The sequence below is a fragment of the Pseudomonas sp. SK genome (genome assembly GCF_012975065.1).
In the GTDB taxonomy this organism is placed as follows: Bacteria; Pseudomonadota; Gammaproteobacteria; order Pseudomonadales; family Pseudomonadaceae; genus Aquipseudomonas; species Aquipseudomonas anuradhapurensis.
The window spans coordinates 5,404,616-5,426,520 of the sequence record NZ_CP051857.1 but is presented as its reverse complement, the minus strand read 5'-3'; the positions used below and the strand labels follow the sequence as shown (position 1 = coordinate 5,426,520).

The following is a 21,905-nucleotide window of genomic DNA, read 5'->3' as shown; positions in this document are numbered from 1 at the left end:
CGCATCCCACAAATCATTTGTGCGCAAGCAAGGAGCCTGCATGACGTTGTTGCGTCCGCTGTCGGTCGTTTGCCTGGGGCTGTTGTACCTGCTCACGGGCTGTAGCAAGGAAGAAGTTCCCGAGACACGGCCCCGGGTTGGCGTGCAGCAGGTCCAGCCGACCGACTTCGCCGCCAGAGTCACCCTGACCGGCGATGTCCAGGCGCGGGTGCAGACCGACCTGTCGTTCCGCGTCGGCGGCAAGATCATTTCGCGCAGCGTCGATGTCGGCGACCACGTCAAGGCCAACCAGGTGCTGGCGCGCCTGGACCCGAAAGACCTGCAAAACAACGTCGACTCGGCCAAGGCCGAAGTGTTCGCCGCCCAGGCGCGGGTCACCCAGAGCAGCGCCGCTTTCGTACGCCAGCAGAAACTGCTGCCCAAGGGCTACACCAGCCAGAGCGAATACGACGCCGCCGAGGCCGCCCTGCGCAGCGACCAGAGCGCACTCAAGGCCGCCCAGGCGCAATTGGCCGATGCCAATGAACAACTCAGCTACACCGCCCTGGTTTCCGAAGCCGATGGCGTGATCACCGAGCGCCAGGCCGAAGTCGGCCAGGTGGTGCAGGCGACCATGCCGATCTTCAGTCTGGCCCGCGACGGCGACCGCGATGCCGTGTTCAACGTCTATGAGTCGCTGCTGGTGGCGCCGCCCAGTGATGCCGGGGTGATCGTCAGCCTGCTGGACGACCCCAAGGTAAAGGCCCATGGCTTCGTCCGCGAAATCACCCCGACGGTGTCCGCGCAAAGTGGCACGGTACAGGTCAAGGTCGGGCTCAGGGACGTGCCGCCGGCAATGCAGCTGGGCGCACCGGTAACCGCCACCACCAATGCCGAGGGGCGACCCAGTATCGAACTGCCGTGGTCTGCCTTGACCAAGGCACTGCATGAGCCAGCGGTGTGGGTGGTGGGTGAGGGCGACAAGGTGGAACTGCGCAAGGTCGAGGTCAGCCGTTACCTCACCGGCCGGATCGTGATTGCTCGTGGCCTGAAGGGTGGCGAAACCGTGGTAGTCAATGGCGGGCAGTTGCTGCACCCCGGCATGCAGGTACAGAAGATCGATGCCAAGGCCAAAGGGGGTGAGCTATGAAGCACCTGCTGATGCTGATGTCGGCCGGCATGCTGTTGCTCGGCTGCAGCAGCGAGGAAGAAGCGCCGGAGCCGATTCGGCCGGTGCTGTCGGTCAAGGTCGAGCCCCAGGTGCAATCGCAGCTGGGCCGCTTTGCCGGCTCTATCCAGGCGCGTTTCGAAAGCACCCTGGGTTTTCGTGTGTCCGGGCGCATCGCCCGACGCTGGCTGGATGTGGGCGCCCAGGTGAAGCCGGGTGACACCTTGGCCACGCTCGATCCCACCGACCAGCAGAACCAGTTGCGCGCCGCCGAAGGCGACCTGGCCAAGGTGCAGGCGCAATGGATCAACGCCCAGGCCGATGCCCGTCGCCAGCAGCAGCTGTATGACCGCGGCGTTGGCGCCCAGGCCCAGCTGGATATTGCCCAGACCAACCTGAAAACCACCAGCGCCGCATTGGAACAGGCGCGCGCGGCGGTCAGCCAGGCCCGTGACCAGCTCGACTACAGCACCCTGCGTAGCGACCACGCTGCGGTGATCACCGACTGGAAAGCCGAAGCCGGGCAAACCGTCACCGCCGGCCAGGCGGTGGTGACCCTGGCCCGGCCGGACGTGAAGGAAGCGGTGATCGACCTGCCGATCGGCCTGGCCGAGCAGTTGAACAAAGGCCTGACCTTTACCGTTGCCTCGCAACTCGACCCGACCATCAACACCACGGCCAGCCTGCGCGAACTGGAACCCCAGGCCGACGCCACCACCCGTACCCGCCGCGCCCGCCTGAGCCTGGCCAGCACACCCGCGGCGTTCCACCTGGGCACCGCCATCAGCGTGACCCTGAGTTCGGCGGTGACGCCACGCAGCGAGTTGCCCCTGAGCGCCTTGCTCGAGCGCGATGGCAAGACCCAGGTGTGGGTGATCGACCCGCAACAGAAAACCGTGGCCACCCGCGACGTGGCCCTGATCGACCGCACCGACCAGAGCATCGTCCTGACCTCCGGTGTACAGCCCGGTGAGCGGGTGGTGACGGCAGGCGTGAACAGCCTCAAGCCTGGCCAGAAGGTGACCTTCGACGAGGATGCGCAATGAAAGGAAGCTTCAACCTGTCCGACTGGGCACTCAAGCATCAATCGTTCGTCTGGTACCTGATGTTCGTTGCGCTGCTGATGGGGATCTTCTCCTACTTCAACCTGGGCCGCGAGGAAGACCCGTCGTTCACCATCAAGACCATGGTCATCCAGACCCGCTGGCCCGGCGCGACCCAGGACGAGACCCTGTACCAGGTCACCGACCGCATCGAGAAAAAGCTCGAGGAGCTCGACTCGCTCGACTACACCAAAAGCTACACCCGCCCGGGTGAATCCACGGTCTACGTGTACTTGCGCGATACCACCAAGGCCAAGGACATCCCGGAAATCTGGTACCAGGTGCGCAAGAAGATCCAGGACATCCGTGGCGAGTTCCCGGCAGGCATCCAGGGCCCGGGGTTCAACGACGAGTTCGGCGACGTGTTCGGCTCGATCTATGCGTTTACCGCCGATGGCCTGACCCTGCGCCAGCTGCGCGACTACGTGGAGCAGGCGCGGGCCGAGGTGCGCGACGTACCCAACATCGGCAAGATCGAGCTGATCGGCACCCAGGACGAAGTGCTGTACCTGAACTTCTCCACCCGCAAGCTGGCAGCCCTGGGCATCGACCAGCGCCAGGTGATGCAAGCGCTGCAATCGCAGAACGCGGTGACCCCGGCCGGGGTGATCGAGGCCGGCCCGGAGCGCATTTCCGTGCGCACCACCGGGCAGTTCGCTTCGGAAAAGGACCTGCAAACCGTCAACCTGAAGATCAACGACCGCTTCTTCCGTCTGGCCGACATCGCCGACATCGAGCGCGGCTACGTCGACCCACCTTCGCCGATGTTCCGCTACAACGGCCAGACGGCGCTGGGCCTGGCTATCGGTATGAAAGCCGGGGGCAATATCCAGGTGTTCGGTGCGGCACTGAAAAAACGCATGGACCAGGTGATCGAGGACCTGCCGATAGGCGTCGGGGTGCATACCGTTTCCGACCAGGCCGTGGTGGTCAAGCAGGCGGTCGGCGGCTTCACCAGTGCGCTGTTCGAGGCGGTGGTGATCGTGCTCGGGGTGAGCTTTGTCAGCCTGGGGGTGCGCGCCGGCCTGGTGGTGGCCTGCTCGATCCCGCTGGTGCTGGCCATGGTCTTCGTGTTCATGGAATACAGCGGTATCACCATGCAGCGTATTTCGCTGGGTGCGCTGATCATCGCCCTGGGCCTGCTGGTGGATGACGCGATGATCACCGTGGAGGTCATGGTCACGCGGCTGGAGATGGGCGAGAGCAAGGAGCAGGCGGCAACCTTCGCCTATACCTCCACGGCGTTCCCGATGCTCACCGGCACCTTGGTCACCGTGGCCGGGTTCGTGCCCATTGGCCTCAATGCCAGCTCGGCGGGCGAATATACCTTCACCCTGTTCGCGGTGATTGCCGTGGCCCTGCTGGTGTCGTGGATCGTGGCGGTGTTCTTTGCCCCGGTGCTGGGGGTGCATATGCTCAGCAGCAACCTCAAGGCCCACGATGCCGAGCCTGGAAGGCTCGGCCGGGCCTTCGAGCACGGCTTGCTGTGGTGCATGCGCAACCGCTGGCTGACCATCATTGGCACCGTGCTGCTGTTCGCCCTGGCGATCTTCTGCCAGCGCTTCGTGCAGAACCAGTTCTTCCCGTCCTCGGACCGCCCGGAAATCCTCGTCGACCTCAACCTGCCGCAGAACGCCTCGATCGAAGAGACGCGCAAGGTGGTCGACCGCTTCGAGGCGCGGATCAAGGACGACCCGGACCTGGTGCACTGGAGCACCTACATCGGCCAGGGCGCGATCCGCTTCTACCTGCCGCTCGACCAGCAACTGCAGAACCCGTATTACGCGCAGTTGGTGATCGTCAGCAAGGGCTTCGAAGAGCGCCAGGGCATGATGGCGCGGCTGCAGAAGATCCTGCATGAGGAATTCGTCGGCATCGGTACCAACGTGCAGTCGCTGGAAATGGGCCCGCCGGTGGGCCGGCCGATCCAGTACCGGGTCAGCGGCGCCAATATCGACGAGGTACGCAAGCATGCCATCGAGCTGGCCACCTTGCTCGACCAGAACGAGCACATTGGCGAGATGATCTACGACTGGAACGAGCCGGGTAAGGTGCTGCGGGTGGAAATTGCCCAGGACAAGGCGCGTCAGCTGGGCTTGTCGTCGGAAGACGTGGCCAATGTGATGAACAGCATCGTCAGCGGCGTCCAGATCACCCAGGTCAACGACAACATCTACCTGGTCGACGTGGTTGCCCGCGCCCAGGACAGCGAGCGCGGCTCGCCGGACACCCTGCAGAACCTGCAGATCCTCACGCCCAACGGCACCGCGATCCCGCTGCTGTCGTTTGCCACCGTGCGCTACGAGCTGGAGCAACCGCTGGTGTGGCGCCGTGACCGCAAGCCGACCATCACCATCAAGGCCTCGGTCAATGGCGACATCCAGCCCACCGACCTGGTGGCCCAGCTGAAGCCGAAGATCGACGAGTTCGCCAGCAAGCTGCCGGTGGGCTTCGAAGTGGCTACCGGCGGTACGGTGGAAGAGAGTGCCAAGGCGCAAGGGCCGATCCGCAAGGTGATCCCGCTGATGCTGTTCCTGATGGCGACCTTCCTGATGATCCAGCTGCACAGTGTGCAGAAGCTGTTCCTGGTGGTCAGCGTGGCACCGCTTGGGCTTATCGGCGTGGTGCTGGCGCTGGTGCCCACCGGCACGCCGATGGGCTTCGTGGCGATCCTCGGCATTCTCGCGCTGGCGGGCATCATCATTCGTAACTCGGTGATCCTGGTGACCCAGATCGACGAGTTCGAGGCCCAGGGCTTGTCGCCGTGGGATGCGGTGGTGGAGGCCACCAATCATCGGCGCCGGCCGATCCTGCTGACCGCGGCGGCGGCGAGCCTGGGCATGATCCCGATCGCCCGCGAGGTATTCTGGGGGCCGATGGCCTACGCCATGATTGGTGGGATCATCGTGGCGACCCTGCTGACACTGTTGTTCCTGCCAGCGTTGTATGTGGCCTGGTACAAGATCCGCGAGCCACAGAAAAACTCCTGAAACCCTACAGCAAACCCTGTGGGAGCGGGTTTACCCGCGAATGCGATGGTGGAGCCGCTGCCGCATTCGCGGGTGAACCCGCTCCCACAGGGGCTTCTGTCGCTTTCAATATCGCCTTTTTGTTTGGTTATATAAACATTCTTAAACAGTATTTTTAAGAATAACATCGCCTCACTACTATTGCCTCAAGCCAGGCGTAATTCCCCTTCAAACCTCAGCCCGGCACCCTCATTCCAAGGAGAACGAGCATGAGTGCATCTCTGCGTAGCATCGACGGTCAGGACGAAGCCACCATTCTGCGGGAAATCCAGAGCGCCCTGCGCGACCTGCGTTTCGGTGCGGTGGAGATCACTGTGCACAACGCTCAGGTCGTACAGATCGAGCGCAAGGAGAAATTCCGCCTGCAACAGCCCGGCAACAAGACCGGCTGATCGCCTACCCATCCAAAACTAGAAAAATGCCAATCGGGAGCTTCACCATGTCCATCCGCCGTTATGCGCTCGCCGCCCTGGCCAGCGCTGTTTTTGCCGGTTCCGCCATCGCCAAGGACTACGAACTGCTGAACGTGTCCTACGACCCGACCCGTGAGCTTTATCAGCAATACAACGCCGAGTTCATCAAGCACTGGCAACAGGCCCACCCGGGCGACACGGTGAAGATCCAGCAATCTCACGGCGGCTCGGGCAAGCAGGCCCGTGCGGTGATCGACGGCCTGCGCGCCGACGTGGTGACCCTGGCCCTGGCTGGCGACATCGACGAAGTCGCCAAGCTTGGCAAGACCTTGCCCGCGGACTGGCAGAAGCGCCTGCCGGACGCCAGCACCCCGTATACCTCGACCATCGTGTTCCTGGTGCGCAAGGGCAACCCCAAAGGCATCAAGGATTGGGGCGACCTGGTCAAGAAGGATGTGTCGGTGATCACCCCCAACCCGAAGACCTCCGGCGGCGCCCGCTGGAACTTCCTCGCCGCGTGGGCCTATGGCCTGAAGACCGGGGGTAGCGAAGACAAGGCCAAGGCCTACGTGCAGGAGCTGTTCAAGCACGTGCCGGTGCTGGATACCGGCGCCCGTGGCTCGACCATCACCTTCGTCAACAACGGCCAGGGCGACGTGCTGCTGGCCTGGGAAAACGAGGCCTTCCTGGCGCTGAAGGAAGACGGTGGCGCCGACAAGTTCGAAATCGTCGTGCCATCGCTGTCGATCCTGGCCGAACCGCCGGTGGCGGTGGTCGACAAGAACGCCGAGAAGAAGGGCAACACCGAGATCGCCAACGAATACCTCAAGCACCTGTACAGCCCGGCCGGGCAGAAGATTGCGGCCGAGAATTTCTACCGCCCGCGTGACGCCAAGGTGGCTGCCGAGTTCGGCAAGCAGTTCCCGAGCCTGGAACTGGTCACTATCGACAAGGACTTCGGTGGCTGGAAGACTGCACAACCCAAGTTCTTCAATGATGGCGGTGTGTTCGACCAGATCTATCAGGCACAGTAAGCGCCACGGAAAAGCGGGGGCCGCTTGGCGGCCCTTTCGCGACGCAAAGCCGCTCCTACAAGGAATACGCGAGCTTCTGTAGGAGCGGCCTTGCGTCGCGAAAGGGCTGCAAGGCAGCCCCAGGATTTACAAGCCTGCACCGGCCCGGGATTGATCCCGGGCTTCGTGCGTTCAACCAGGGATATTTATGTCACGCCGTATTTCCCCCGTCATACCCGGCTTCGGGCTGACGCTGGGCTACACCTTGGTGTATCTCAGCCTGATCGTGCTGATACCGCTGGCCGCCATGTTCGTGCATGCCGCGCAGCTGACCTGGGAGCAGTTCTGGAACGTCATCAGTGCACCGCGGGTGATCGCCGCGCTCAAGCTGAGTTTCGGCACCGCCCTGTTCGCCGCCATCATCAACGGCCTGATCGGCACCTTGCTGGCCTGGGTGCTGGTGCGCTACACCTTCCCCGGGCGCAAGGTCATCGATGCGATGATCGACCTGCCATTTGCCCTGCCCACCGCCGTTGCCGGCATCGCCCTGACTGCCCTGTACGCGCCTTCGGGCTGGGTCGGCCAGTTCGCCACCGACCTTGGCTTCAAGATCGCCTACACCCCGCTGGGCATCACCCTGGCCCTGACCTTCGTCACCCTGCCGTTCGTGGTGCGCACGGTACAACCGGTACTGGCCGACATCCCGCGCGAAGTCGAGGAGGCCGCTGCCTGCCTGGGCGCCAAGCCGCTGCAGGTGTTCCGCCATGTGCTGGCGCCGGCGCTGCTGCCCGCCTGGCTCACCGGCTTTGCCCTGGCCTTTGCCCGCGGTGTGGGCGAGTATGGTTCAGTGATCTTCATTGCCGGCAACATGCCGATGAAGACCGAGATCCTGCCGCTGCTGATCATGGTCAAGCTCGACCAGTACGACTACACCGGCGCGACCGCCATCGGCGTATTGATGCTGGTGGTTTCCTTCATCCTGCTGCTGCTGATCAACCTGCTGCAGCGCCGCATCGAAACCCCTTGAAGGAGGCCGGCATGTCCAGTTCAACCCTGAATGCAACCGCCGCCGCCAACGCCGCCCGCCGTGGCAGTGCGACTTCGCGGCGCGTCCTGATCAGCCTTGGCTGGCTGGTATTCGCGCTGTTCCTGTTGCTGCCGCTGGTGATCGTGGTGTCGCAGGCGCTGAAGAACGGCTTTGGCACATTCTTCGAGGCGATCCTCGAACCGGACGCGTTGTCGGCCTTGAAGCTGACCCTGATCGCGGTAGCCATTTCGGTACCGCTCAACCTGGTGTTCGGCGTCAGCGCCGCCTGGTGCGTGAGCAAGTACACCTTCCGTGGCAAGAGCCTCCTGGTCACCCTGATCGACCTGCCGTTCTCGGTGTCGCCGGTGATCGCCGGCCTGGTGTACGTGCTCATGTTCGGCGCGCAGGGCCTGTTCGGGCCGTGGCTGCAGGACCACGACATCCAGATCGTGTTCGCCCTGCCGGGCATCGTCCTCGCCACCATCTTCGTCACCGTGCCGTTCGTGGCCCGTGAACTGATCCCGCTGATGCAGGAGCAGGGCACGCAAGAGGAGGAGGCTGCGCGCCTGCTCGGCGCCAATGGCTGGCAGATGTTCTGGCATGTGACTTTGCCGAACATCAAATGGGGCCTGATCTACGGCGTGGTGCTGTGCACCGCGCGGGCCATGGGCGAGTTTGGCGCCGTGTCGGTGGTGTCAGGCCATATTCGCGGCGTGACCAACACCTTGCCGCTGCACGTGGAGATTCTCTACAACGAGTACAACCACGTGGCGGCCTTCAGCGTGGCCAGCCTGCTGCTGATCATGGCGCTCTTCATCCTGCTGCTCAAGCAGTGGAGCGAGAACCGTATTAACCGCCTGCGCCATAGCGCCGCGGAGGAATGATTCATGTCGATCGAAGTTCGTAACGTCAGCAAGCGCTTCAACAGCTTCCAGGCACTGGACAACATCAACCTGGACATCAACAGCGGCGAGCTGGTGGCCCTGCTTGGCCCGTCCGGCTGCGGCAAGACCACCCTGTTGCGCATCATCGCCGGGCTGGAAACCCCCGACCAGGGCAATATCGTGTTTCATGGCGAAGATGTGTCCGGCCATGACGTGCGTGACCGCAACGTCGGTTTCGTGTTCCAGCACTACGCCTTGTTCCGCCACATGAGTGTGTTCGACAACGTCGCCTTCGGCCTGCGCATGAAGCCCAAGGGTGAGCGCCCGAGCGAGAGCAGGATCGCCGAAAAGGTGCATGAGCTGCTGAACATGGTGCAGCTGGACTGGCTGTCCGACCGCTACCCCGAGCAGCTGTCCGGTGGCCAGCGCCAGCGGATCGCCCTGGCCCGTGCGCTGGCAGTGGAGCCCAAGGTGCTGCTGCTGGACGAGCCGTTCGGTGCGCTGGACGCCAAGGTGCGCAAGGAGCTGCGTCGCTGGCTGGCGCGCCTGCACGAGGACATCAACCTGACCTCGGTATTCGTCACTCACGACCAGGAAGAAGCCATGGAAGTGGCTGACCGCATCGTGGTGATGAACAAGGGCGTGATCGAGCAGATCGGCTCGCCGGGCGAGGTGTACGAGCACCCGGCCAACGATTTCGTCTACCACTTCCTGGGTGACTCCAACCGCCTGGCCTTGAGCGAAGGGCACCATGTGCTGTTCCGCCCGCACGAAGTGTCGCTGTCGCGGCACGAGACCGAGGGACACCATGCTGCAGAGGTGCGCGATATTCGTCCGCTGGGCGCTACCACCCGGGTGACCCTGAAGGTGGAAGGGCAGAGCGAGCTGATCGAGGCCGAGGTGGTCAAGGACCACGACAGCCTGACCGGGTTGGTGCGCGGCGAAACATTGTTCTTCCGGCCGAAGGTCTGGCAGAAAGTGGCGGATATCTGAGCCGCCTTCGAACCTGAGAAACCCGGGCGTCGTCCCGGGTTTTTTCATGCCTGGCGGGGGGGCCGGGCCGCTGCGCAAGCCTGCAAATCCATGCATTGCGCGCATATTTTGCATGCGCCTGACGCACCGCTTTTTCCCGGCCCCGGCCGCAGCCCACGGAATTCGCGGCTTCGAAGCCATCACAGAAAACGCATATTCATTTACATTCTAAGCATAATTTCAAACATTCCTTTAAGGGATAAGAGCCCTGGTTCCATGATTCAGCCACACCCTGAATCGAGACCCTGGGAGTTTTATCAATGGGTAATGTCCAGTCGGCCATGAAGGCCTACGACCAGCCATGGCGCACCGCTCCGGGTGACCTGGTCGAGCTCGGGCGCACGCTTCGCCTCCCGCTCGGCCAGCTGCGCCTGCAACGCACGCCGGTCAGCGGGCTGAAGCGCCGCGACAAGCTGGCGCTGGGCCTGCTGGCGCTGGCGCTGCATGCTGCGGTCGCCTACTGGATCAGCCGGGCGCCAACGCCGGAGCTACCGGTGGTGCCGCCGCAGGTGCCGCCCATGACCATCGAATTCGCCGCGCCGGCCCCGCCTGTGGTCGAGCCGCCGCCACCCGCCCCGGCACCACCCGTGGTCCAGCCGCCACCGCCTCCGGTGGTCGACGAACTGGCCAGCAAACCGAAAGCCAAGCCCAAGCCGGTGGTAAAGCAACCACCCAAGCCACAGCCCAAGCCGCTCGAAGCTGCGCCGCCGGTGCCGGTAGCCGCCCCGGCAGCGCCGGCACCTGCGCCTGCCGCGCCGGCCCCGATAACCCCGGCATCGGCGAACGCCGCGTACCTGAAGAACCCGGCGCCGGAGTACCCGCAGTTGGCCCTGCGCCGTGGCTGGGAAGGCAGCGTGCTGTTGCGCGTCGAGGTGCTGCCCAGCGGCAGGCCCGGACAGATCCAGGTCCAGAAGAGCAGTGGCCGCGATGCCCTCGACGCCGCCGCGCTGGCGGCGGTCAAGCGCTGGAGTTTCGTCCCGGCCAAGCAGGGCGACGTGGCCCAGACCGGCTGGGTCAGTGTGCCGATCGATTTCAAGCTTCGCTAATTTCCGCAGAACACAGGAAGACACATCATGAGCCTGCTGGCATCCCCTCTCGAATCCGTTGAAAGCGCAGTCATCTGGCTGTTGATTGGTTTCTCTGTCGTCACCTGGGGCCTGGCCCTGGTCAAGGCCGTGCAGTTCGTGCGGTTGAAGCATCAGGACAAGCGCTTCCAGCAGCAGTTCTGGGCCGCCTCGAGCCTGGACTCGGCCGCCGAACCCAGCCACGAACTGCCGGGCCCGGCTGCACGCGTGGCCCAGTCCGGCTACGCCGCCATCGCCGTGGGCGATACCCAGGCCAGCGACTTGAGCCACGCCATCAACCATCAGGACCGCCTGGAGCGCGCGCTGCGCCAGCAGATCGTGCGGGAGCGCCGCTCGCTGGAAACCGGCCTGGCGGTGGTCGCCAGTATCGGCAGCACGTCGCCCTTCATCGGCCTGTTCGGCACCGTGTGGGGCATCATGGAAGCACTCAAGGGCATCAGTGCGGCCGGCTCTGCCAGCCTTGAAACCGTCGCCGGGCCGATTGGTGCGGCACTGGTGGCCACCGGTGTGGGGATTGCCGTCGCGGTACCGGCGGTGCTGGTCTACAACTATTTCCTGCGCCGCCTCAAGCTCACTGCCGCCGACCTCGATGACTTCGCCCACGACTTCTACAGCCTGGCGCAGAAGAGTGCCTTCCGCGTACTGGTGCACCCGACCGTGCATCCCTATCAGGGCGGCTTCACCCAGCCAGTGAAGGAGGCATCCTGATATGGCCTTCTCGACCCAGGATACTGACGAAGTCCTCAGCGAAATCAACGTTACGCCCTTGGTGGACGTCATGTTGGTGCTGCTGGTGGTGTTCATCGTCACCGCGCCGCTGCTGACCAACGCGATCCCTGTCAACCTGCCCAAGACCGAGGCCGTGGCGCCGGTGGAGCAGAAGGACCCGCTGGTGGTCAGCATCGATGGTGACGGCAAGCTGTTCATCAACAAGGACCAGATTCAGCCAGATCTGCTGGAAACCAGCCTCAAGGCCGCCAAGGACCAGGACCCGCAAGTGCGTGTGCAGCTGCAGGCCGACGACGGTGTCAACTACGGCGAAGTGGCACGGGCCATGGCGGCGATCGAACGTGCGGGCATCAGCAAGCTGGCGGTGATTACCGCGCGCTGAACCCGGCAATCTTCTTCAGGCAAGTGCTTAGGGGCCATATCTCTTGGCAGGGGATGGCCCTTTTTTTTTGCCCTGCGCGATCCCGTGTAGGAGCGGCCTTGTGTCGCGATGGGCCGCAAAGCGGCCCCAGGACCAGCAGCTGCGGTTCGTCAGGAAAATCCGGAAAGCAGATTTGGGGCCGCTTTGCGGCCCATCGTGACACAAGGCCGCTCCTACAAAGGGATCATATCAGCATTGAATTTTGGTTATTAATAAATAGCTTCTTATTCCTTTACTGATATAACTGCCGCCCTATACTGGTCTCCAAGCACGCAAACCCACTGGAGGCGTCCCCATGCGCAACGAGTCGATCCGTTACCTGATTGTGCCGGGCTGGCAAGGATCGCCAGACAATCATTGGCAAAGCCACTGGCAACGCACCCTGCCCAACAGCGCGCGGGTCGAGCAGCAGGACTGGCTGACCCCGCAGCGCCAGGACTGGGTGCAAGCGCTGGAGCTGGCGATCGCTGCAGAGCGCTCGCCGGTGATCCTGATTGCCCACAGCCTGGGCTGCGTCACGGTCGCCCATTGGGCCGCCCAGGCCAGCCCGGCACTGCTGCGACGGGTGCGTGGTGCCTTGCTGGTGGCCCCGGCGGATGTCGAGCGGCCCAGTTGCGCACCCGCCTTGCGCAACTTCGCGCCGATCCCGACCGAGGCCCTGCCGTTCCCCAGCCAGGTAGTCAGTTCGGACAACGACCCGGCCGTGAGCGTGCCACGGGCGCTGTACCTGGCCCAGGCCTGGGGCGCCGAAGCGGGGCTGCTGACCAACGCTGGGCACATCAACGTCAAGTCCGGCCATGAGCGCTGGGAACAAGGTTTCGCTTACCTGTATCGCTTGCAGAACCGGGTCGAGCAGCACGCTTTGCGCCGCGCCTGATTACCCAGACTGTCTACCGTTTGCCGACGCCCGGCCACTGCAGGCCTGGGGCGGGAGTTTGTCATGACTTTTCAAAACCCGTTTGGCCAGCCGCTGCTGACTTTCCCCGAACTGGACAAGAGCCCACTGAGCATTCGCGCCAAGGCGCTGGTTTTCATCGACCCGCGTTCCCAGCAGTTGCGTGAGCAACTCGAGCGCCTGGCACCGCAGCCCTTGCCAGTGCTGATCCGTGGTGAAACCGGCACCGGCAAGGAACTGCTGGCTCGGCAGATCCACCGCGCCAGTGACCGCGGCGGGTTGTTCGTGTCGGTCAACTGTGCGGCCATCAGCCCCAACTATGCCGAAGCCGAGCTGTTCGGCTACAGCGCCGGCAGCCATGGCGGTACGGCCAGCAGCCGCGCCGGCTGGTTCGGCTCGGCCAACGGCGGCACGCTGTACCTGGACGAGATTGCCGACTTGCCGTTGGCGATCCAGGGCAAGCTGCTGGCCGCCCTGGAAAACCGTGAGGTTACCCGGGTCGGTGCGCAGCAGCCGCAACCGGTGGATGTACGCCTGGTGGCCGCCAGCAGCATCGACCTGGCCCGGGTCGTGCGCGCAGGACGCTTCAACGAGCGCCTGTACCAGTACCTGCGCGAAGGGGCGCTGGAGCTGCCGCCGTTGCGTGAGCGGCCAGGCGATATCCTGCCACTGGCCGAATACTTCGTGGGCATCTACAGCGTGCGCCTGCAACGGCCGGTGCCGTTGGTGAGCGAGGCCGCGCAACAGGTGCTGGAAGCGCACCTGTGGCCGGGCAACACCCGCGAACTGGAAAATGTCATCCACTTCGCCTTGCTGGTGAGCGAGGGTGAAGAAATTGTGCCGGACGACCTCGATTTAGCCAGCCCGGCGCGCTAGACGTCGCTAATGAACAAAGTGACTGATGGCAGTTTGTTTTTGGAATAAGCAGCTAATTAAAAGATATTTTTGCGGAATAAAAAATCTAGGTATCGTCCATCCCACGCCCGCTGATGAACCGGTTGGGCACCCGATTCGCCATCGTCGATGGCCAGACCAGAACAAGGACCACCATGAAGAAGACCCTGCTGACCACTGCCCTGGCCGCTGCCCTGTCGTTCGCCGGCCTGGCTGCTGCCGCCGAGAAACTGGTGGTTGCCGCTACCCCGGTACCGCACGCTGAAATCCTCGAGCTGATCAAGCCGACCCTGGCCAAGGAAGGTGTAGACCTGCAGATCAAGGTATTCACCGACTACGTGCAGCCAAACGTGCAGGTTGACCAGAAGCGTCTGGACGCCAACTACTTCCAGACCCTGCCATACCTGCAGAACTTCAACGAAGGCAAGGGCACCCACCTGGAAACCGTGATCGGTGTTCACGTCGAGCCGTTCGGTGGCTACTCGAAGAAGGTCAAGAACCTGAGCGAACTGAAAGAAGGCGCCACCGTTGCCATCCCCAACGAGGGTAGCAACAGTGGCCGTGCCCTGCTGCTGCTGCAGAAGGCTGGCCTGATTACCCTGAAGGACCCGAAAAACGCCCTGGCCACGCCCAAGGACATCGCCGAGAACCCGAAGAAGCTGAAGTTCCGCGAGCTTGAATCGGCCATGCTGCCGCGCGTGCTGGACCAGGTCGACCTGGACATGATCAACACCAACTACGCCCTAGAAGCCGGCCTGAACCCGGCCAAGGATGCGCTGGTGATCGAAGGCAGCGACTCGCCATACGTGAACTTCCTGGTCGCCCGCCCGGACAACAAGAACAGCGAAGCCATCCAGAAGCTGGCCAAGGCCCTGACCAGCCCGGAAGTGAAAGCTTTCATCGCCAAGAAGTATGAAGGTGCCGTACTGCCGGCGTTCTGATCCGCAGCCGTATGAAAAAAACGCCGACGCATTCGTGTCGGCGTTTTTGTTTCTACAGGGTTGTCACAGGCTCTGCCGGCGATAGGCTGCAAGGCAGCCCCGGCAATCTCACGGGTTGCGCGGCAGCCAGTTCAGCAGGAATTCATTGACCACCCGTGGGTTCTCCAGGCTGGAGATATGCCCGGCGAAGGGGATCTGCGCCGCCAGGCAACCAATGAGCTGCGCCATTTCGATGGACTCTGCTGGTGGCCGTGGAATGTCCTGGTCGCCACAGACCACGATGGTCCGCTCGCTGGCCAGCTCACCCAGCCGTGACAGCAGGTCAGGTCGGCCAAAAATCACTCGCCCCAGGGGATCGAGGCTTTGCCGAATAACTTCGGCACTGCTCGCCTTCAGTGCTGCCCGGAAGCTTTCCCGCACCTGCGGCACCGTCTGCCCGCCCGCGTGGAAGAAGATCGGCACGACGATATCCAGCAAGGGCTCCGGGAACATGCCTGCGCCACTGGCCGCGTCCAGCAGGCCGAAATACTTGAGCCGGGTCGCCTCCGGTTCGGCGCCGAGGTAGGTATCCATCAATACCAGGCGGTCGACCCGCTGGGGGTGCTCCAGGGCCAGCTGCGCGCCCCACATGCCACCGACCGACAGGCCGACCAGGTGGCATTGGCCGATATCCAGGGCATCCAGCAGCGCCAGGTGCTGGCGGGCCAGGGCGCTCATGTCGGTGGTCGTGGCGGGCGGGGCGTCGGAGCCGCCGTGGCCCCACAGCTCGGGCACGATGACGCGAAAGTGCGCCGACAGGGCCTCGATCTGTGGCTGCCACATGTCGGCTGACCACAGGTAGCTATGGCCGAGCAGCACCGGGAAGCCCTGGCCCTGGTCGACGTAGCTCATCCGGGCGCCGTCGATTTCGATGAAGTGTCTTTGCATGGAGTGGGTCTCGGCTGGAGGACTGTAGAGTATTTGAAATTGTCGGGGCCGCTGTGCGGCCCATCGCGACACAAGGCCGCTGCTACAGGGTGGGCGCGGAAGCAGACCCTCACGGCCCTGGCACCAATCGCAAGGTGCTCTGCGCTGGAATCACGCCCATCTGCGCCCGCTGGTATTGCCCCTGCACATAGCCCTCGGCCTGGTCCGCGTAGTGCCCGTCGAACGGCACGCCACTCTGCCCGACCGGGTTGCTGGTCAACGCCTGCCCAGCATCGGCAAAGTCGATCAACCGCCGCGTAGACGGCCCATAGGTCACCGGCCAAGGCGCCGGGCCGATCTTCGCCGAGAGGTTGTTCGGTACCTCATGGGTACCCGGCGCGGCGAACGGGCCGACGTTGAACAGCAGGTGCAGTGGCTTCTTCACCCCAAGCGGGTGGTTGTGGGTCAGGGTGTGGGCCTTGCCCCACTGCCAGCTGGCCGGGTCGTTGCCCAAGGTGTCGCGCAGGTGCTTCAGGCTGTGCTGCCAGGCCGTGCGCACGATGGCGGTACGGTCGCTGCGCTGGTTGTCACCACGGCTGTTCCACCAGGGCGAATCGGCATCCGCCGCCAGGCGCGGCAGCGCGGCGTCGATGGCGCGGGTGCTGATCAGCACCGGGAACCAGGTATCGCCCAGTTCGTCATGCAGTGCGGCAAACGCCAGTTCGTAGAGGAACTGGTTGAACAGCGTGGCGCTGACCGAATCCAGCGGATAGTCACCCGCCCAGGCGGCCAGTTGCTCCACCAGCTCCTTCTCTTCGTCACCCTCGGCCACCGCGCGCAGTGTTGCCAGCAGCGGGGCAAGGGTACGCGGGCCATAATCGCTGGCGGTGCCCAGCTGTAGCGTCTGGCTGTTTTGCGTGTCCCACTTCACCTCGGGGTTGGCCAGTTGGTTGTCGAGCTGACGGCCACGGTCCGGCAGGTTGTAGTAACCCGGTATCGGCACCGCTGCCGGCGGTTGGTAATTGGCCGACACGATATAGCCACGCGCCGGGTTCTCCTGCTGCGGGTTGACGCTGAAGGGGTAGAAGCCGAGCTTGTCGGCCTGGGCGCTGGCGCCGTCGAGAATGAAGGCCGGGTCGACCCCGTCGGGGCGGATCGGCAGCTGCGCCGCCGCCCACCAGCCAATGTCGCCACGGGCATTGGCCCAGACGAAGTTCAGCCCGGGCGCGTGCACCTTGGCGGCGGCTTCGCGCATTTTGCTCAGGGTGTCGGCACGGTTGATCTGGTAGAAGCCATCGAGGATCGGGTTTTCGGTTTCCAGGAATGCCCACCACATGGCGATCGGCGTGGGCCCGGCGGTGGCGCCCAGTACGTCGTTGACGATCGGGCCGTGGGGCGATCGGCGCAGGCTGAGGGTCACCGGCGCTGCGCCTTTCACGGCGATCTGCTGCTCGGACTTCTCCAGCGCCTGCCATTGGCCATCGATCATGACCTGGTTGGCGTCAGCCGGGTTGGTGCGTTCGGCAATCAGGTCGATGTCATCGTTCTGGAACATGGTCAGGCTCCAGCCGAAGTCGCGGTTGTGGCCGAGCAGGGCGAACGGGTTAAGTGCCTGGAAGTAGCCGTACAGGTTGAAACCGGGCGCCGACAGTTCGGCCTCGTACCACACCGCCGGCACGGCGAAGCCGATATGCGGGTCGCCGGCCAGCAACGGCTTGCCGCTGCGGGTACGGCTGCCGGATACGGCCCAGGCGTTGCTGCCTTCGAACTGCGGGATGCCGGCCGCGCCGAGCGCCTCATGGCTAAGGCGGGCGAGCGCCTCCAGGCTATGCCAGTCGGCAGCGGCCAGCGGCGTACCCAGGGCGCCCTCCGGCTGCCAGCCGAGGTCGAAGATGCCCAGGTACTCGGGGCCCAGCTGGTCACGGATATAAGTCAGTGCCGGCTCGGTACGAAAGGCAGCGGCGAAACTGTAGGCCATGTAGCCGGCAATGCTCAGGGTGTCTTCGGCGGTGTATGGGCGCGGGGTGATACCGAGCAGGTCGAACTCGACGGGCTTGGGGTGACTGGCCTGCCAGTGGTTCACACCATCGAGATAGGCCTGCAGGGCCTGCCAGGCAGGGGCCTGGCGGTCCTGACGCGCGGCCATCAGCGCCGCCTGTTCGCGAATGCGCAGGCTGCGGAACAGGGTGTCGGTGGGTAGCAGCTTGTCGCCCAGCACTTCGGCCAGCTCGCCACGGGCCAGGCGGCGCAGGATTTCCATCTGGAACAGCCGGTCCTGGGCATGCACATAGCCCAGCGCACGGTACAGGTCTGCCTCGCTCTGCGCCTGCAGGTGCGGCACGCCGCGGGCGTCATAGCGCACGCTGACCGGCGCTTGAAGGCCGGCGATGGCCACTTCGCCCTCGCGTTGCGGCAGTTTGCCCTGCACGTACCAGTATCCGGCGCCTGCGGCCATGGCAACCACTACGGCCAACAGGGTCAGGCTGCGCTTCATTCAGGCTCCTTGTGCATTCAAGCGAAAAATGTGGTCCGATCATGGGCGGATTCGCGAACAGAGCATAGTCCCCAGGAAGGAGTTTCCATGTCCCTCAGCGAAAAACAGAAAATGCTTACAGGCCAGCTCTATCATGCTGGCTGCCCCGAGCTGCAGGGCGAGCAGATCGCCAACAAGCACTGGATGCACCGTTACAACAACAGTGTCGAATTGCTCAACGACGCACGGCATGGGCTGCTGGCCGAGCATTTTGGCCAGGTTGGCGAAGGCGCGGTGATCCGCCCACCGTTCTATTGCGACTATGGCTACAACATCAGTGTCGGTCGCAATACCTTCATGAACTTCAACTGCGTGATTCTCGATGTGTTGCCGGTGCGTATCGGCGACGACTGCCAGATCGGCCCCAACGTGCAGATCTACACCGCCGACCATCCGCTCGACCCCGAGGTGCGACGCACCGGGTTGGAAAGCGGGCGGCCGGTGACCGTCGGCAACAACGTGTGGATTGGTGGTGCAGCGATCATCCTGCCGGGGGTGACCATTGGCGACAACGCCGTGGTAGGTGCCGGTAGTGTGGTGACGCGGGATGTACCGGCGGGAGCGACGGTGGTGGGTAACCCTGCGCGGGTGCGCGGATAATATGAAAAGCCCTGCGGTTTCTGCCGCAGGGCTTTGTGGGTCAGGCGGGCTTGAAGCCGGGTTTGCCGTTGGCGGCGCGCCATTCTTTAATGCGGTTTATGACGCCTTGAGGGCTTTTGTCCGAGCCTGCTGGAGGGCGTGTCAGAACATCAGCCCCATCAGGGTGTTCGGTGATTTTTTTGAAATTGGAAATGATCCTGTCTCGAAAGCTCTCTAACTCAGTACCGCGGCGGCCCGCTCGATTTTCGTACAGTTCTGTTATGAGCGCGAGGAATTCATCTTCTGTGTAATCCTCCAGTTTGCCCTTGAGTGTCATTGATTGCTCTCCTTGTGGTGATCAATATGAACTCGCGGTGTCATGAGTACAAGATTGTCCAGATCATACACTGCGCCACCGCTTGCGATTTCATGCTTATGATGGATCTCCAGCTTTATTCGTCTTCCTACCCAATGACTCTCGGGGGCGTAAGGAGCAATGCCATTTCGCATGTTGTCAGCGTTCAGAAATTCTAGATGCTGTTTGAACACCTCATCCGCAGCGATCTCCATCCAGATTGCTTCCCGTAGATTATCGAACCTGCTGAACCTTCGCCCCCTCAGCCTTTCCGCAATCCTCGTGGGAATTGGCGCCCCTGCCGCCGTGCTTGCTGCGTCCAATACCCTGTCTGGCGTAAGCACCCCATTACCGCTGGCAACTCCCGGAATATTGCGGGGGCTGCGCAACATCACATAGATCGGCGCCAGTCCTGAGTCTGCTGGAAAGATGATGACGTAGTCGTCGATCTGCAGTTCGGGCAGTTCGGGGAAGGTGCGGATGTCCGCCTGTGGCGGCACGGCAATACTGCCTGGGCGATGTTTCTGCAGGTCCTCGACGATGGTGGCGCCGGGGATCATGTTGCCGCTCTTGTGGTCCAGCTCGTCCAGGGTCGTGGGTGGTGTGGCCGGGTGCCATAGCAGCGTCGCGCCACCGGGGCCTTCGGCAGTGAAGCGGTAGGCACCGTGGGCAGCATCCCACTGCGCCTGGCGAACGCGTACATCACGCAGCAGACCGCTGCCGTCGGTGGCCGCAAGGTATAGTTCGGTTTGCGTGCCCTGCGGCACTGCGTTCATTCGCAGCGGCAGTTCGAGAGCCTGGCCCGCCCTGCGGTGTGCTTCTTGGGTCAGGTCCGCATCGGGTGTCATCTGCACCAGCGGAACACTCACGCCCATGCGCTCGCCATCACCCAAGCGTGCGGAGTAGAGCATCAGTGGTACGTACCTGACGATGCCTTGCGCGGCACTCGCAAGTAGTTGCGCGGCGGCTCTGGCGAGGGCCTTTCCGAGGTCTTGCCAGATAGCTTCGAATAGCGCTGTGCCACCGCTGGAAGTGGTCAATACCAGCGCGTGTCGGGTACTGGCTGTCCAGGCATTGAAGGTGGCCGGTGTGTTGCTGGGCGTATGCCCAGACAGGGCGGCGAGCAGGTGTTGTTCATCGAAGGCGGCGGTGATGGCGCTGTCGGCCCGCGCCTGCAGCTGCCTTACCGCTGCTTGTTCCATAGCGGATATGGCTGCATACCTCGCGGTGTTTTCTTGCACCTGGGTTTGCAGCTTGGTCAGTTCAGCCTTGCGGTCGCTGGAAGCAGTCCGGGCTCGGTTCAGAGTGAAGTCGATCCACTGCGAGGACGCTGTCAATTGACGCTGGCGCGCATGTCGGGTGGCATAGGTCTCCATTAGCAGCGTGCGGGCCTTGAGTGCGTCGGAAATTTCGCGTTCCAGCTCGCGGCTGTGTTCCAGTGCTGCCTGTTCGGCAATGTCCTCGTGCTGGTGGCGCTCGAAGGCTGTGAGCAGGGTTTGCAGAGCGCCTTGAGCCTGCTCGAAAGCGTGGCTGGCAGCGTGCGTGTTAATAAGCGCGTGCTCGAGCTGGTTGACCATACGGTCGATGTCGCCGTTGTGGCTTGCTTTCCATCTGGCTGTGGACAGGGCCGCGCTCAGGCTGTGACGGCGGCTGGTCAGTCGGCTTTGCTGGCGCTGCAGATGCTTGGCCTCGAACGCGGCGCGGTAGGAGTCAAGCCAAGACTGGCGTGGGTCGGCCGGGCTGGTCGGGCCGCGGGCGACGGCCAGGAATTCGTTGAAGGTGCGATGCTCCGGGTCACGGCCAAAAAAGCTGTCGGCTTGTTGCCGTGCGCTTTGCAGGCGTGCCCCGAGCAGAGTGGCGAGCAGGTCGGCAGCTGCAATGCGCCGCTCGATGGATTGCACTTCGTCAAGACCGGCAAGGGAACCCGCATGGTCTTGAAGGGCTTGGTCGAGCTCTTGCTCCAGCGTGGTCTGGCGCTCTTCATACGCTTGCTTGACCTGACGCTTGTCTTGCTCGATCAGCGGGATCAGGTCGATGACCAGGTGGCCGGGTCGAAAGGTCGACGCCAGATAGTGAGACGGTATGCGGTTGTGGCCCCAAAAATATTGCGGGACTGGTGGAAGACGGGGGGCGTTTACAATGCTGTCGGCTAGCTCGACGGATCCGTGTTGAGACATACAGTTTCTCCATTGCTCTGTATGTCGCTACGGTAAGAATCCTCCTGGGGGCTGCTGCTGTAGATAATCCTTGGGTGCTTGCTATCTACCAGGGGCAATAGCACCCTGAGGCAAGGGTGTTGTCGGCCTGTACAGGCCGGTTCGCGAGCAATGCCTTTAACACCGGCTCGATGAAGCTGTTGCTGGCGTTGCACACGGCGCCCTCGCTGTAGGGGCCGAAGTAGGCGAGGTTGCCCTGCCTGTCCCAGATGGCCACGGCCGGAGAGGCCGGCAGCCGTTCGCTACCGGGCAGACTGGCGATGGGCTGCAGGCTGCTCAGGTTGGCCGGCAACTGACCATGGCTGCCTGGCTTTTGCAGCACATGAAAGATCACCCCTTGCTCGGCAAACTGGCTGACCAGCTCGCCCAGGTGCTGCTGGTTGCCGACGTTGCACGGGCAGGCCGGGTCCCAGAAGTGCACCACACGAATCGGCCCGGGGCCGGCCATTTCGCTGGGTAGCTGCAGTTGGCTGCCGTCGAACAGCGTGGTCTGGTTGTCGAACGGACGCAGGTAACGAGCCTGGAAGGTTGTGTAGGCCTGCCAGAGGATGGCGGCTCCGACCAGCAGGGCGACTGCTATGCACAGCGGTTTGATGATCCGGTTCTTCATGAAGGTCTTCCGCGGTCCCCTTGCAGGAGGTGGTCGTTCGAAGCTGAGCAAGCTTGCCACGACGCCGGCCAGAGCTGAATATCGCAGATCAAT

At 63.4% G+C, this 21,905-nt stretch carries 20 protein-coding genes; 15 read left to right on the top strand and 5 right to left on the bottom strand.

Features of this window, described 5'->3' with window-relative positions; all coding sequences use genetic code 11:
* Positions 1-40 precede the first annotated feature (40 nt).
* The 14 genes from HG549_RS24705 (at position 41) to HG549_RS24640 (ending at position 14,613) form a co-directional block, all read left to right on the top strand.
* Positions 41-1,129 carry an efflux RND transporter periplasmic adaptor subunit gene (locus HG549_RS24705; protein WP_170033599.1) on the top strand — a complete coding sequence of 363 codons (1,089 nt, stop codon included), beginning with the start codon at positions 41-43 and terminating at the stop codon, positions 1,127-1,129.
* Positions 1,126-2,193, top strand: a complete 1,068-nt coding sequence (locus HG549_RS24700) for an efflux RND transporter periplasmic adaptor subunit (protein ID WP_170033597.1) — start codon at positions 1,126-1,128, stop codon at positions 2,191-2,193. Before HG549_RS24705 ends, HG549_RS24700 begins: the two co-directional genes overlap by 4 nt.
* Positions 2,190-5,240 carry an efflux RND transporter permease subunit gene (locus HG549_RS24695; RefSeq protein ID WP_170033595.1) on the top strand — a complete coding sequence of 1,017 codons (3,051 nt, stop codon included), beginning with the start codon at positions 2,190-2,192 and terminating at the stop codon, positions 5,238-5,240. Before HG549_RS24700 ends, HG549_RS24695 begins: the two co-directional genes overlap by 4 nt.
* 248 nt (positions 5,241-5,488) lie before the next feature.
* Positions 5,489-5,671, top strand: a complete 183-nt coding sequence (oscA, locus tag HG549_RS24690) for a sulfur starvation response protein OscA (RefSeq protein ID WP_003258557.1) — start codon at positions 5,489-5,491, stop codon at positions 5,669-5,671.
* A 47-nt stretch (positions 5,672-5,718) separates the two neighbouring features.
* Positions 5,719-6,726, top strand: coding sequence for a sulfate ABC transporter substrate-binding protein (locus tag HG549_RS24685; RefSeq protein WP_170033593.1), 1,008 nt, complete (start codon positions 5,719-5,721; stop codon positions 6,724-6,726).
* A 187-nt stretch (positions 6,727-6,913) separates the two neighbouring features.
* Positions 6,914-7,732 (top strand): sulfate ABC transporter permease subunit CysT, encoded by an 819-nt coding sequence (gene cysT, locus HG549_RS24680; RefSeq protein WP_170033591.1) that lies wholly within the window; start codon positions 6,914-6,916, stop codon positions 7,730-7,732.
* A gap of 11 nt (positions 7,733-7,743) precedes the next feature.
* Positions 7,744-8,616, top strand: coding sequence for a sulfate ABC transporter permease subunit CysW (gene cysW, locus HG549_RS24675; RefSeq protein ID WP_170033589.1), 873 nt, complete (start codon positions 7,744-7,746; stop codon positions 8,614-8,616).
* Between the two features lie 3 nt (positions 8,617-8,619).
* Positions 8,620-9,609, top strand: coding sequence for a sulfate/molybdate ABC transporter ATP-binding protein (locus HG549_RS24670; RefSeq protein WP_170033587.1), 990 nt, complete (start codon positions 8,620-8,622; stop codon positions 9,607-9,609).
* A gap of 299 nt (positions 9,610-9,908) precedes the next feature.
* Positions 9,909-10,694: an energy transducer TonB gene (locus HG549_RS24665; RefSeq protein WP_170033585.1), complete on the top strand. Its 786-nt coding sequence runs from the start codon at positions 9,909-9,911 to the stop codon at positions 10,692-10,694.
* A 27-nt stretch (positions 10,695-10,721) separates the two neighbouring features.
* Positions 10,722-11,441 (top strand): MotA/TolQ/ExbB proton channel family protein, encoded by a 720-nt coding sequence (locus HG549_RS24660; protein WP_170033583.1) that lies wholly within the window; start codon positions 10,722-10,724, stop codon positions 11,439-11,441.
* 1 nt (position 11,442) lies between these two features.
* The gene (locus HG549_RS24655) at positions 11,443-11,844 is read left to right on the top strand and encodes a biopolymer transporter ExbD (RefSeq protein ID WP_170033581.1); all 402 of its coding nucleotides are present in this window, start codon (positions 11,443-11,445) and stop codon (positions 11,842-11,844) included.
* A gap of 334 nt (positions 11,845-12,178) precedes the next feature.
* The gene (locus HG549_RS24650) at positions 12,179-12,760 is read left to right on the top strand and encodes an alpha/beta hydrolase (protein WP_170033559.1); all 582 of its coding nucleotides are present in this window, start codon (positions 12,179-12,181) and stop codon (positions 12,758-12,760) included.
* Between the two features lie 63 nt (positions 12,761-12,823).
* Positions 12,824-13,654, top strand: a complete 831-nt coding sequence (locus HG549_RS24645) for a sigma 54-interacting transcriptional regulator (RefSeq protein ID WP_170033557.1) — start codon at positions 12,824-12,826, stop codon at positions 13,652-13,654.
* A 173-nt stretch (positions 13,655-13,827) separates the two neighbouring features.
* The gene (locus HG549_RS24640; protein ID WP_170033555.1) at positions 13,828-14,613 is read left to right on the top strand and encodes a MetQ/NlpA family ABC transporter substrate-binding protein; all 786 of its coding nucleotides are present in this window, start codon (positions 13,828-13,830) and stop codon (positions 14,611-14,613) included.
* A 108-nt stretch (positions 14,614-14,721) separates the two neighbouring features.
* On the opposite strand, the gene HG549_RS24635 is transcribed toward HG549_RS24640, so the two are convergent.
* On the bottom strand, positions 14,722-15,540 hold the full coding sequence (locus tag HG549_RS24635) for an alpha/beta fold hydrolase (RefSeq protein WP_170033553.1): 819 nt from the start codon (positions 15,538-15,540) through the stop codon (positions 14,722-14,724).
* A 109-nt stretch (positions 15,541-15,649) separates the two neighbouring features.
* Positions 15,650-18,013, bottom strand: a complete 2,364-nt coding sequence (locus HG549_RS24630) for a penicillin acylase family protein (RefSeq protein ID WP_170033551.1) — start codon at positions 18,011-18,013, stop codon at positions 15,650-15,652.
* A gap of 87 nt (positions 18,014-18,100) precedes the next feature.
* Here HG549_RS24630 and HG549_RS24625 point away from each other — a divergent pair, with 87 nt between their 5' ends.
* On the top strand, positions 18,101-18,652 hold the full coding sequence (locus HG549_RS24625) for a sugar O-acetyltransferase (protein ID WP_170033549.1): 552 nt from the start codon (positions 18,101-18,103) through the stop codon (positions 18,650-18,652).
* A gap of 40 nt (positions 18,653-18,692) precedes the next feature.
* Here HG549_RS24625 and HG549_RS24620 read toward each other — a convergent pair whose 3' ends face one another.
* From HG549_RS24620 to HG549_RS24610, 3 genes are all read right to left on the bottom strand, one after another.
* Positions 18,693-18,968, bottom strand: coding sequence for a bacteriocin immunity protein (locus HG549_RS24620; RefSeq protein ID WP_170033547.1), 276 nt, complete (start codon positions 18,966-18,968; stop codon positions 18,693-18,695).
* A complete protein-coding gene (locus HG549_RS24615) occupies positions 18,965-21,163 on the bottom strand; it encodes an S-type pyocin domain-containing protein (RefSeq protein WP_170033545.1) in 2,199 nt (732 codons plus the stop codon). The genes HG549_RS24620 and HG549_RS24615 overlap by 4 nt, the downstream gene beginning before the upstream one ends.
* Positions 21,164-21,248: 85 nt before the next feature.
* Entirely contained in the window at positions 21,249-21,812 is a 564-nt protein-coding gene (locus HG549_RS24610) for a DUF6436 domain-containing protein (RefSeq protein WP_170033543.1), read from the bottom strand.
* Between the last annotated feature and the right edge of the window lie 93 nt (positions 21,813-21,905).

Excerpts from the sequence above, each read along its gene's own strand:
- HG549_RS24705 (WP_170033599.1), top strand. The coding sequence starts at position 41 with ATGACGTTGTTGCGTCCGCTGTCGGTCGTTTGCCTGGGGCTGTTGTAC.
- HG549_RS24700 (WP_170033597.1), top strand. The coding sequence starts at position 1,126 with ATGAAGCACCTGCTGATGCTGATGTCGGCCGGCATGCTGTTGCTCGGC.
- HG549_RS24695 (WP_170033595.1), top strand. The coding sequence starts at position 2,190 with ATGAAAGGAAGCTTCAACCTGTCCGACTGGGCACTCAAGCATCAATCG.
- oscA (WP_003258557.1), top strand. The coding sequence starts at position 5,489 with ATGAGTGCATCTCTGCGTAGCATCGACGGTCAGGACGAAGCCACCATT.
- HG549_RS24685 (WP_170033593.1), top strand. The coding sequence starts at position 5,719 with ATGTCCATCCGCCGTTATGCGCTCGCCGCCCTGGCCAGCGCTGTTTTT.
- cysT (WP_170033591.1), top strand. The coding sequence starts at position 6,914 with ATGTCACGCCGTATTTCCCCCGTCATACCCGGCTTCGGGCTGACGCTG.
- cysW (WP_170033589.1), top strand. The coding sequence starts at position 7,744 with ATGTCCAGTTCAACCCTGAATGCAACCGCCGCCGCCAACGCCGCCCGC.
- HG549_RS24670 (WP_170033587.1), top strand. The coding sequence starts at position 8,620 with ATGTCGATCGAAGTTCGTAACGTCAGCAAGCGCTTCAACAGCTTCCAG.
- HG549_RS24665 (WP_170033585.1), top strand. The coding sequence starts at position 9,909 with ATGGGTAATGTCCAGTCGGCCATGAAGGCCTACGACCAGCCATGGCGC.
- HG549_RS24660 (WP_170033583.1), top strand. The coding sequence starts at position 10,722 with ATGAGCCTGCTGGCATCCCCTCTCGAATCCGTTGAAAGCGCAGTCATC.
- HG549_RS24655 (WP_170033581.1), top strand. The coding sequence starts at position 11,443 with ATGGCCTTCTCGACCCAGGATACTGACGAAGTCCTCAGCGAAATCAAC.
- HG549_RS24650 (WP_170033559.1), top strand. The coding sequence starts at position 12,179 with ATGCGCAACGAGTCGATCCGTTACCTGATTGTGCCGGGCTGGCAAGGA.
- HG549_RS24645 (WP_170033557.1), top strand. The coding sequence starts at position 12,824 with ATGACTTTTCAAAACCCGTTTGGCCAGCCGCTGCTGACTTTCCCCGAA.
- HG549_RS24640 (WP_170033555.1), top strand. The coding sequence starts at position 13,828 with ATGAAGAAGACCCTGCTGACCACTGCCCTGGCCGCTGCCCTGTCGTTC.
- HG549_RS24635 (WP_170033553.1), bottom strand. The coding sequence starts at position 15,540 with ATGCAAAGACACTTCATCGAAATCGACGGCGCCCGGATGAGCTACGTC.
- HG549_RS24630 (WP_170033551.1), bottom strand. The coding sequence starts at position 18,013 with ATGAAGCGCAGCCTGACCCTGTTGGCCGTAGTGGTTGCCATGGCCGCA.
- HG549_RS24625 (WP_170033549.1), top strand. The coding sequence starts at position 18,101 with ATGTCCCTCAGCGAAAAACAGAAAATGCTTACAGGCCAGCTCTATCAT.
- HG549_RS24620 (WP_170033547.1), bottom strand. The coding sequence starts at position 18,968 with ATGACACTCAAGGGCAAACTGGAGGATTACACAGAAGATGAATTCCTC.
- HG549_RS24615 (WP_170033545.1), bottom strand. The coding sequence starts at position 21,163 with ATGTCTCAACACGGATCCGTCGAGCTAGCCGACAGCATTGTAAACGCC.
- HG549_RS24610 (WP_170033543.1), bottom strand. The coding sequence starts at position 21,812 with ATGAAGAACCGGATCATCAAACCGCTGTGCATAGCAGTCGCCCTGCTG.